The following is a 10,708-nucleotide window of genomic DNA, read 5'->3' as shown; positions in this document are numbered from 1 at the left end:
TATAATTAAGAGTAAATCCCTTCAGCAACCAAATCATACCAATTATAGCATGAAATTAAAGTATTTAGCATTATCAGTTTGTGCTGCCGCATTAATGTCTTGTAATAGTGACAAACCTGTTGCGGCAGCCCCGACTCTAACAAACATTCTCGGTGATAAATTCCTTGTCGGTGTCGCCATTAATTCCGAACAGGCTGCGGGTCGCGACACCAGCGCAGTCAATGTAGTGCGCCGCCACTTCAACTCCATTGTGGCCGAAAACTGCATGAAGAGTGAAGTGATACACCCGGAAGAAGACAGATATGACTTTAGCCTGGCAGACGAATTCGTTAAGTTCGGCGAGGATAACGGAATGTTCATCATCGGGCATTGCTTGGTGTGGCATTCCCAGCTCTCACCTTGGTTCTGCGTAGACGCCGAAGGAAAAAATGTTTCACCCGAAGTCCTGAAAGAGCGACTGAAAAGCCATATTCATACTATCGTGGGCCGATACAAAGGTCGCATTAAAGGCTGGGACGTAGTAAACGAAGCCATCGAAGGAGACGGAAGCTACCGCAAAAGCAAGTTCTACGAGATACTGGGAGAAGAATATATCCCGCTGGCTTTCCAATATGCACATGAGGCAGACCCGGAAGCGGAACTCTACTATAACGACTACGGTATGCACGAACCGGGACGCCGAGACGCAGTGGTGCGTATGGTCAATTCACTCAAAGAAAAAGGATTGCGCATAGATGCCATAGGTATGCAGGGACACATGGGATTGGATTACCCCAGTATAGGTGAATATGAAACCAGCCTTCTCGCCTTTGCCTCTACAGGCGCTAAAGTGATGATAACGGAATGGGACATGAGTGCTTTGCCAACCGTAAACCGCGGAGCAAATATTGCCGACAAAGTAGCCTTTGAGAAAGCCTTAAATCCCTATCCCGAAGCTCTGCCGGATAGTGTTTCCAATCTGTGGAATGCACGTATGAAATCGTTCATGGAACTTTTCATAAAGCACTCGGACGTCATTACACGCGTAACCGCCTGGGGAGTATCGGATGGCGACTCCTGGAAGAATGACTGGCCCGTACCGGGAAGACGGGAATATCCCCTACTCTTCGACCGTAACTATCAGCCTAAGCCCTTCCTGAAAGAAATTCTGGAACCTAAAAAGGCCGTGTTCGATGAGTTCACATATACGGTAGCTCCCAAGGATACCGATAAAGCAACTGATCAGGTTACCACACCGGGTACATTGAATCCCGTGTTACCGGGTTGTTACCCCGACCCGAGCATCTGCCGCGTAGGAAACGACTATTATATGGTCAACTCCTCTTTCGCCTTCTACCCCGGTGTACCCATCTGGCACAGTACAGATCTGACAAACTGGGAACAACTGGGCTACGTCCTCAACCGCCCCTCACAGTTGCCTATGTACGACGGCCTGCGCATCAGTGGCGGTATCTATGCTCCGGACATCAAATACAATCCTCACAACGGACTGTTCTATCTGATCACTACAGCCGTAGACGGTGGCGGTAACTTCTTCGTCACCACGGATGATCCGAAGAAAGGAAACTGGAGTGATCCCACTTTCCTGCCCGAAGTGGGTGGCATCGACCCCGGATTTCTCTTCGACGAAGACGGGAAAGCATACATTGTGAACAATGACGGTCCGGCAGGAAAGCCCGAATATGACGGTCACCGCGCTATCTGGATACGCGAATTTGACTGGAAAAACGGTTGTACCGTAGGAAAACAGAAGATGATTATTGACGGGGGCGTAGACAAAACCCAGCATCCCAGCTGGATAGAAGGTCCACACCTCTACCACATCAACGGCACATACTACCTGATGGCTGCCGAAGGTGGAACAGGCCCCAACCACTCGGAAGTGATCTTCACCTCTGCGTCTCCGTTCGGCCCTTTCAAACCTTGTGCCATCAATCCGATACTGACGCAACGCGGCTTGCCGGGCGACCGTCCCAACCCGGTTACCTGCGTCGGTCATGCCGATCTGGTGGAAACTCCCGATGGCGACTGGTATGCTGTCTTCCTCGGCGTCCGCCCCTACCGCAACGGTCACGACGTGATGGGACGCGAGACTTTCATGCTCCCGGTGACCTGGAAAGAGAATCAACCCATTATTCTTCCTGAGGGTGATGTCATCACTTATACCGCCGACCGCTCCTACGGTCCTGCCCCACTATGGACAGCAAATGGACTGGCTAAAGAAGCATTTTTCATCCGCACTCCACTGGTGCCCTGCTATGATATAAACAGCAAAGGGCAGTTGGAAATGACCGCCAGCAGCACTGATCTTAACCAAAAACGTCAGCCTGCCGCCATCGGCCGCTGGATTAACAATTGGACATTCACAGCTCAGACCGGCTTGGACTTCGTGCCACAACAGCCGAAGGATTTCGCGGGTATCATCTGTTTCCATGATGATAATTGCTATATTCGCTTCGGAAAGACATTGGACCAAGACGGCAAACCCGTCATGCTTCTGGAAACATACAGCCATGGCAGACTGTGCAGCCAGGCAAACAGCCCGCTAACCCGGACAGATGAAAAAGTATATCTGAAAGTAGAAGGAGATAATGCAGTAAACTATACCTTCAGCTACTCCACCAGTCCTAAAGGTAACTGGACGCAAGTAGGCGACCCCGCCTCCGCCGACCTGATAAGCACGCAGACAGCCGGAGGTTTTACCGGAACCATGGTCGGCATTTATGCTACAGGAGGCTATTAGAGGCAAAGATCAACAGAGAGAACACTCATTTTTGGTAGATCGCCACATACCTATTGGGTGGATCGCCACATACCTATTTGTGAGATCACCACATACCTATTTGGAGGATCGCCACATAGCCATTTGGAGGATCGCAAAATTATAGCTTCTTCAAGCTGAAACTATTTTCTCGATAAGATGAAACAAATTAAGAATATTAACCTTTAAAATTATAGAGTCATGAAGAAAGAAAAAAGATACTTGGTACCCGGAGATTATATGGCAGACCCTGCCGTCCATGTGTTCAACGACCGTCTTTACATCTACCCTTCCCACGACTGGGAAAGCGGTATCCCCGAAAATGACAACGGTGACCATTTCAATATGAAAGACTACCACGTCTTCTCTACCGATGATCCCATGAAAGGTGAAATCGTAGACCATGGCCTGGTACTCACCACCGAAGATATTCCCTGGGCAGGACGTCAACTCTGGGATTGCGATGTAGCTGAGAAAGACGGCAAATATTATATGTATTTCCCCCTGAAAGACCAGAATGATATCTTCCGTATCGGTGTTGCCATCAGCGACCGTCCGAAGGTCCGTTCATTCCCCAACCCGACCCGATGCGCGGAAGTTACAGCATGGACCCTGCCGTTCTGAATGATGGAGACGGTAACTACTACATGTACTTCGGTGGTCTGTGGGGCGGACAGTTGCAACGCTATCGCGACAACAAAGCTCTGGAAAGTGGAGCTACTTTCCCCGCAGACAACGAGCCGTCCATCCCCGGACGCGTTGCCAAACTCAGTGCGGATATGCTGCAATTTGCCGAAGAACCTAAAGCCGTAGTGATCCTGGACGAAAACGGGCAACCGCTGACAGCCGGAGACAACGAACGCCGTTTCTTCGAAGCAAGCTGGATGCACAAGTATAACGGAAAGTATTACTTCTCCTACTCTACCGGTGATACCCACCGCCTGTGCTACGCCATCGGCGACAATCCTTACGGTCCTTTCACTTATCAGGGAGTAATCCTGACTCCGGTGGTAGGCTGGACTACCCATCACTCCATTGTGGAATACCGGGGCAAATGGTATCTGTTCCATCACGACAGTGTGCCTTCCGGCGGACGCACCTGGTTGCGCAGCCTGAAAGTATGCGAACTGGAATACGACGCCGAAGGGAAGATTATCACCATTGAAGGACTGGATTAACCCTTACCCGATAGAGTATAGAGTATGGATACTGTCAAAATTGGTATTATAGGTACCGGGTGGATTGCCGAAAAGATGGCAATCACCCTCGAAGGAATGGAGGGAGTAGAAGCTTATGCAGTCGCTTCCCGCCAGTTGCAGACTGCCTGTGACTTTGCCGACCGGTGGGGTTTCACCCGTGCCTACGGTTCTTATGAAGAAATGCTGGATGATGAAGAGGTGGAGTTGGTATATATTGCCACTCCCCATTCTCACCATTTTGAACATGCACGTATGAGTCTGCTGAAAGGCAAAGCGGTTTTATGCGAAAAGGCATTCACCGCCAATGCCCGCCAGGCGGAAGAACTGCTGAATCTTGCCAAAGAAAAGGAGCTCTTCATCACCGAAGCTATCTGGACACGTTATATGCCTCTATCGCAAACCATCAATGACCTTGTAAACGGTGGAATCATCGGACGCCCCATGACGCTGTCTGCCAATCTGGGTTACCCAATCGGCAACCGTGAGCGCCTCCGCCAACCGGCACTGGCAGGCGGGGCTCTGCTCGACCTGGGAGTGTATGCACTGAACTTTGCTTCCATGGTTTTCGGGACGGACGTAGAGCGTGTCACCTCTACCTGCGTAAAGACCGATACCGGAGTCGATGCACAGAATAGTATAACTCTTACATTCAAGGATGGGAAAATCGCTGTACTGCACAGCAGTATGCTGAGTATGACCGACCGCCAAGGCATCATTTCCGGTGACAAAGGGCATCTGATCATTGAAAATATCAACAATCCGCAACGAATCAGGGTGGTAACGGAAGATTATAAGACGGCAGTTGTCTACAACTGTCCGCCACAAATCACCGGATACGAATACCAGGTATATGCATCCATGGAAGCTCTGAGGAACGGGTGGCTCGAATCTCCCTATATGCCTCACGCCGAAACCCTGCGCATCATGCGCATGATGGATGACTTACGCCGCGAATGGGGAGTACGCTACCCCGCCGATGAATAAACCAACCAATACTTTTTGTTTATGAAAAAACTGCTCTCTTTATTCTTATTATTATCTTGTTTACTCGGACCCGTATCCGCGGAAGACGGTAGCCGCTTGTGGCTCCGGCAATCGACAGATGCCCACACACAGATTACAGCGCCTCGCCAGTCTCCGACACTAAACATAGCCGTCCGTGAACTGAAACAGGCATGGAAAGGGCTCCCCGTTACGCTTGTACTGAAGAAAGACAAACAGCTATCTTCCGAAGGCTTCCGCATACGACAGGTAAATGGGAAACTCACCGTCACTTCTCCCAGCGAAACGGGCTTGCTTTATGCTGCCTATCACCTGATCCGTCTACAAGAAATGCAGAACTTCGGAAAGCCTTCGGAAACAGACCAGGAAATAACGGAGAATCCTGCCTATGACCTGCGTATTCTCAATCATTGGGACAACCTCGACCGCAGCATCGAGCGCGGTTATGCCGGCAAATCTCTCTGGAACTGGGAAGAACTGCCCGGCACACTCTCCGACAGATACGAAGCATACGCTCGTGCCAATGCCTCCATCGGAATCAATGCAACGGTACTGAACAATGTAAATGCTTCCTCAAAAATCCTTTCCGCTGAATATCTGGAAAAGGTAAAGGCTCTGGCAGACATATTCCGTCCTTATGGCATCAAGGTATATCTCTCTATCAACTTTGCCTCCCCCATGCAACTGGGCGGGCTTTCCACAGCCGATCCTTTGGACAAAGATGTCATCGCCTGGTGGAAGCAGAAAGCCAAAGAGATCTATCGCACCATCCCCGACTTCGGTGGCTTCCTGGTGAAAGCCAATTCCGAAGGACAGCCCGGCCCGTGCGACTTCAACCGTACACATGCCGAAGGTGCCAATATGCTGGCAGATGCATTGAAGCCCTATAAAGGTATTGTCATGTGGCGCGCTTTCGTCTACAGCCCAACGGATGCAGACCGCGCTAAGCAAGCCTATCTGGAATTCCAGCCTTTGGATGGACAATTCCGCGACAATGTTATCGTACAGATAAAGAACGGTCCGGTCGACTTCCAGCCTCGCGAACCATATAGTCCTCTATTCGGCGCTATGCCCCGGACTCCGCAGATGGTCGAATTCCAGATTACACAAGAATATCTAGGCTTCTCCAATCACCTTGCCTATCTTGCCCCGATGTGGGAAGAGTTCTTCGACTTTGTGAAGCCGTCTTCATTGAAAGCCATAGCAGGTGTGGCCAATATAGGGACGGATACAAACTGGTGTGGCCATCCTTTCGCCCAAGCCAACTGGTACGCTTTCGGGCGCATGGCCTGGAATCCTTCCCTGACATCGGGAACAATCGCAGAAGAATGGCTGAAACAAACTTTCTTCGATGCAAGTAATCCCGAACATGCACCCATTGCCTATGAAATACATAGCATGATGATGGAAAGCCGCGAGGCTGTGGTAGACTATATGATGCCACTCGGGCTACATCACCTCTTTGCATGGGGACACCATTACGGCCCGGAACCTTGGTGCGACGTGCCCGGTGCACGCCCCGACTGGATGCCGTCTTACTATCATAAAGCAGACAAACAGGGGATAGGTTTCGACCGCAGTCATACGGGTAGCAATGCTACAGCCCAATATCCCGATTCACTCTGCCGCCTTTACGATGACATCCGTACTTGTCCGGATGAGTATCTCTTGTGGTTCCATCATGCCCCTTGGCAACACACCATGCAAAGCGGACGTACTTTATGGGACGAGCTTTGCTATCGCTACGATCATGGTGTACAGCAGGTAAGAAGCTTTCAGAAAAAATGGGATCTGGCTGAGAACTACATCGATGCGGAACGTTTCAAGGATGTACAGTCACGCCTAAAGATACAGGCACGTGATGCCGTATGGTGGAAAGATGCCTGCCTGCTATACTTCCAGGAATTTTCGGGTATGCGTGCCCCTTACGAAGTGGAAAGGCCGATACATGAATTGGACGATTTGAAACAAGTGAAGCTTCCTATCGACAACCATGAATGCCCGACACCGAAAATGCTGAATGAAAGAAGGTAATCACATACTTCACAAACCTATCTTTAAGAGGAGAAGCCAACGCTTCCCCTCTTTTTTATATTCGGCTGATTCTATGAAAACAGGAAGGCTATTTTTATATACGAACAAAGTCCATGCTTACATACACAACTATTTATCAATACATTAGCAATCAGCAAACGTATTTCAAACGTATAATTTACCTCCGGCAAAAGTATGTAAAGAGTAGTGATTCGCTTGCTTTTACTCCTCCCACCCTCTACTTTTGTATCAGCCAAACAGGCCAAAGGATGGACGGACTACAACGCGCGCTAATTTCGGATATTCCTTATTCCCTGTATTGCATGAAAACACTATTATTAACGATTAAATCTTTTAATATTATGAAGAAAAGACTGCCACTTATCGCACTGCGGCCTCTTGCATGGATACTATTTCTTCTTATAACGGCAAGCGGATACGCACAAGAGAGTCTTATTCAAGGTCTGGTTATTGATGAAAACGGAGAGCCGCTGATTGGTGTATCCATACAGGACCAGAAGACACAAAAAGGTACCATCTCCGATATAGACGGTAAATTCTCGCTCGAAGCCCGCATAGGAAACATGCTGAAGATATCTTATATAGGATATCGCACCGTAACACTTGCCGCAGCCAAAGATATGCGTGTAGTTATGAGTGAAGACAACATGAAACTGGATGAAGTAGTAGTAGTGGGATATGGCGTCCAGAAGAAAGTAAATCTGACAGGTGCCGTAGCTTCCGTGAAAAGCGACGAGATCCTGAAAGCCCAATCGGCAAATACCTCCAACGCACTTATCGGACAGATTCCCGGACTGATAGCCAAACAAACCACCGGAGAACCGGGACTGGACGGCTCACAAATCTATATCCGTGGTGTTGCCACTTTCCAGGGAGGAACTTCACCTACCTATATCATCGACGGCATCGAACGCCAGGCAGAAGACTTTGCCCGCATAGATCCCAATGAAATAGAATCGCTGAACGTATTGAAAGATGCCGCCTCAGCCGCTATCTTCGGTATGCGCGGTGCCAACGGGGTTATACTGGTCACCACCAAACGAGGCAATACCGGAAAAGTCCACGTAAAGTACTCGGGTAACGTATCAATACAGAAGCCTACAAGTCTGCCGGAATTTGCCAATTCTACCGACTATGCCCGGATGAAGAACATATACATGGGCAATACAATCTATACAGACGAGGAAATCAGAAAATTCGCCGACGGCTCTGATCCCGAACGCTATCCGAATACCGACTGGTACAAAGAAATGCTGTCAAAGAATGCAGTGCAGCATCAACACAACATTACCGTGGACGGCGGACGCGATAACATCAAGTTCTTTACCAGCTTCGGATATGTACATCAGGATGGTTTGTGGGATAATCTGAACTACGAACGCTACTCTTTAAGAAGCAATATCGACGTAAAGATCACTTCTACCACTCAGCTCTCGGTAGATGCATCCGGTCGTGTGGAATACCGTCATGGAAGCCCGCAGAGCAGTACCAATGTCTTCCAGCAGCTGATCCGTAATACTCCTGTGCTACTTGCCAAGTATGACAATGGCCTTTACACAGTACCCGATGCCACTCACCCGAACATCATGGCGCAAACCAGCAAAGACGCGGGATACAGTGACTCACGAAACAACAGTCTGTTAACCCGCCTCGAACTGACTCAGGACCTTCCGTTTGTAACCCAAGGACTGAAAATAAAGGGTGTCTTCTCATACGATAAAAACAATTACGCCCAAAAGACCTGGTCACTCTCCCCTTACCTGTATGTACGCGACCAAGACAACAACTACAACTTGCAGCCACGGGGCAGCGCCTCACTCTATCAGAATCAGAATGACAACGAATACATAGAGTGGCAGGGACATCTTACCTACGACCGTTCTTTCGGCAACCATACCGTTTCAGCCCTGTTGATGGCATTGGGACGCAAAGAAAAATACCACAACGTATGGGTATCCCGCAACTCATTCGACTCAGACGTAATGGATCAGATCAGTGCCGGTAACAGTACCGGACAGCAATTGGGTGGATATGACAGAGAGTCGGCACGCCTCAGCTATGTGGGTAGAATCAACTATAATTATGGCGGCAGATACCTGTTTGAAGCGAATATCCGCCGGGATGCTTCCGAAAACTTTGCTCCCGACAAACGTTGGGGAACATTTGCATCCGCCTCTATCGGTTGGGTGGTTTCGGAAGAGAAGTTCTTCGAACCTTTGAAAAATAAGATAAACTTCCTGAAGATCAGAGGGTCCTATGGTACATTGGGTAACGACAATACCGGTGGTGTAGCCTTCCCGTATTACAGCCGCTTCGACTTGTACGCTTCACGCGGTTCGCATGGCGGTGGACTGGCGAATAACCTTGGCGACTACGTATTCGGAGAATTGGTTACCAAAGGTTTGGTTCCCGGCCCCATAGCCAATGCACTGGCAACCTGGGAAACTTCCAAGAAGATGAATATCGCGATAGATGCAGGTTTGTTTGATATGTTCAACCTGTCTTTAGATTTCTTTAAAGAAACCCGTTCCGACATCCTTGCACAGCGAGGAGCCGAAGTGCCCTGGTCGTTCGGTGGAGAACTCCCGCTTGAAAATATCGGCAAGGTGGAGAATAAAGGTATCGATGCCAACCTGACGTTCAATCATCACATCGGTAAAGTCCGTTACTCCATAGGCGGAAACTTCACTTATGCCCGCAACAAGATATTGGAAATGGCTGAGGCCGCAGGAACCTCCGAATACCTGAGAAAAACCGGACGTCCCATCTACAGCTACTACGGTTATAAGACAGACGGTATCTTCCAGAACCAACAGGAAATAGATGCGTATGCCAAACAGGAAGTGGCAGGAAGCGACTATGTGACCCGCCCCGGTGATATCAAATATGTAAACGTAAACGGTGACGAAGTGGTAAATGCCGGTGATATGACTTATCTGGGATACGGCAACGTACCGGAAATCGTATACGGTATCAACGGAAGCCTGGCATGGAAGAATTTCGACCTCAGTTTCCTCTTCCAGGGAGCAGCCCATGCGCAGGTTTATCTGAATGGTGGCGTAGTAATGCCTTACTTCAATGATGGCAATCTGCCTCAGTTCTGGGTAAAAGAAGCATGGAGCGAGAACAATCCCGGCACACGTTATCCGCGTCTGGAGCAGTCCACGCACAACTTCCCGAATACGGATTTCCCGCCCGTGCAGACCTATCTGTATGATGCGTCTTATTTCAGACTGAAAAACATTGAAGTAGGTTACAACTTCCCGCGCAAATGGTTGAGCAACCTCCGTTTAGAGAATGTACGTGTGTACATCAGCGGACAGAATCTCTTCACCATTACCGATGTTCCTCAGATAGACCCCGAAAATGTAAACTCACAAGGTTGGTCTTATCCGCAAATGAAATCATTTAACGCAGGTATCAGTATTCAATTTTAAACAGACAATATCATGAAAGAAATATTTAAACCCTTATTCATACTACTTGCCGCTATCAGCATGACTTCCTGTACTGATATGCTGGACATCAAGCCTACGACATTTGTCTCCGACGACTTGATTTGGCAGGACAAAAAGCTTATCGATCAATTCGTAGCCAATACGTACGGTACACTGGTATGCGGCTTCAACCGTAATACGCAGGGATGGGATCAGGACTGGGCTGCCGCTTTCGGCGGTAACTTCGATGCCGG

At 49.1% G+C, this 10,708-nt stretch carries 4 protein-coding genes and 2 pseudogenes; all 6 read left to right on the top strand.

Annotated elements, in window-relative coordinates:
• The first annotated feature begins 49 nt into the window (after positions 1-49).
• Positions 50-2,743, top strand: coding sequence for an endo-1,4-beta-xylanase (locus BACCELL_RS15315; RefSeq protein ID WP_044153915.1), 2,694 nt, complete (start codon positions 50-52; stop codon positions 2,741-2,743).
• A 219-nt stretch (positions 2,744-2,962) separates the two neighbouring features.
• Positions 2,963-3,939, top strand: a pseudogene (locus BACCELL_RS15310) (glycoside hydrolase family 43 protein).
• A gap of 24 nt (positions 3,940-3,963) precedes the next feature.
• Complete coding sequence (locus BACCELL_RS15305) at positions 3,964-4,944, top strand: Gfo/Idh/MocA family protein (RefSeq protein WP_007212785.1); 981 nt, start codon at positions 3,964-3,966, stop codon at positions 4,942-4,944.
• Positions 4,945-4,965: 21 nt separating this feature from the next.
• A complete protein-coding gene (locus BACCELL_RS15300) occupies positions 4,966-6,996 on the top strand; it encodes an alpha-glucuronidase (protein WP_007212784.1) in 2,031 nt (676 codons plus the stop codon).
• Positions 6,997-7,358: 362 nt separating this feature from the next.
• Positions 7,359-10,454 (top strand): SusC/RagA family TonB-linked outer membrane protein, encoded by a 3,096-nt coding sequence (locus BACCELL_RS15295; protein ID WP_044153913.1) that lies wholly within the window; start codon positions 7,359-7,361, stop codon positions 10,452-10,454.
• Between the two features lie 12 nt (positions 10,455-10,466).
• Positions 10,467-10,708, top strand: a pseudogene (locus BACCELL_RS26885) (RagB/SusD family nutrient uptake outer membrane protein); the annotation flags it as partial.

Origin of the sequence: Bacteroides cellulosilyticus DSM 14838, from assembly GCF_000158035.1 — a bacterium.
Classification (GTDB): domain Bacteria; phylum Bacteroidota; class Bacteroidia; order Bacteroidales; family Bacteroidaceae; genus Bacteroides; species Bacteroides cellulosilyticus.
The sequence above is the reverse complement of the archived record's forward strand: the minus strand, read 5'-3'. Positions and strand labels throughout refer to the sequence as shown.

Excerpts from the sequence above, each read along its gene's own strand:
- BACCELL_RS15315 (WP_044153915.1), top strand. The coding sequence starts at position 50 with ATGAAATTAAAGTATTTAGCATTATCAGTTTGTGCTGCCGCATTAATG.
- BACCELL_RS15305 (WP_007212785.1), top strand. The coding sequence starts at position 3,964 with ATGGATACTGTCAAAATTGGTATTATAGGTACCGGGTGGATTGCCGAA.
- BACCELL_RS15300 (WP_007212784.1), top strand. The coding sequence starts at position 4,966 with ATGAAAAAACTGCTCTCTTTATTCTTATTATTATCTTGTTTACTCGGA.
- BACCELL_RS15295 (WP_044153913.1), top strand. The coding sequence starts at position 7,359 with ATGAAGAAAAGACTGCCACTTATCGCACTGCGGCCTCTTGCATGGATA.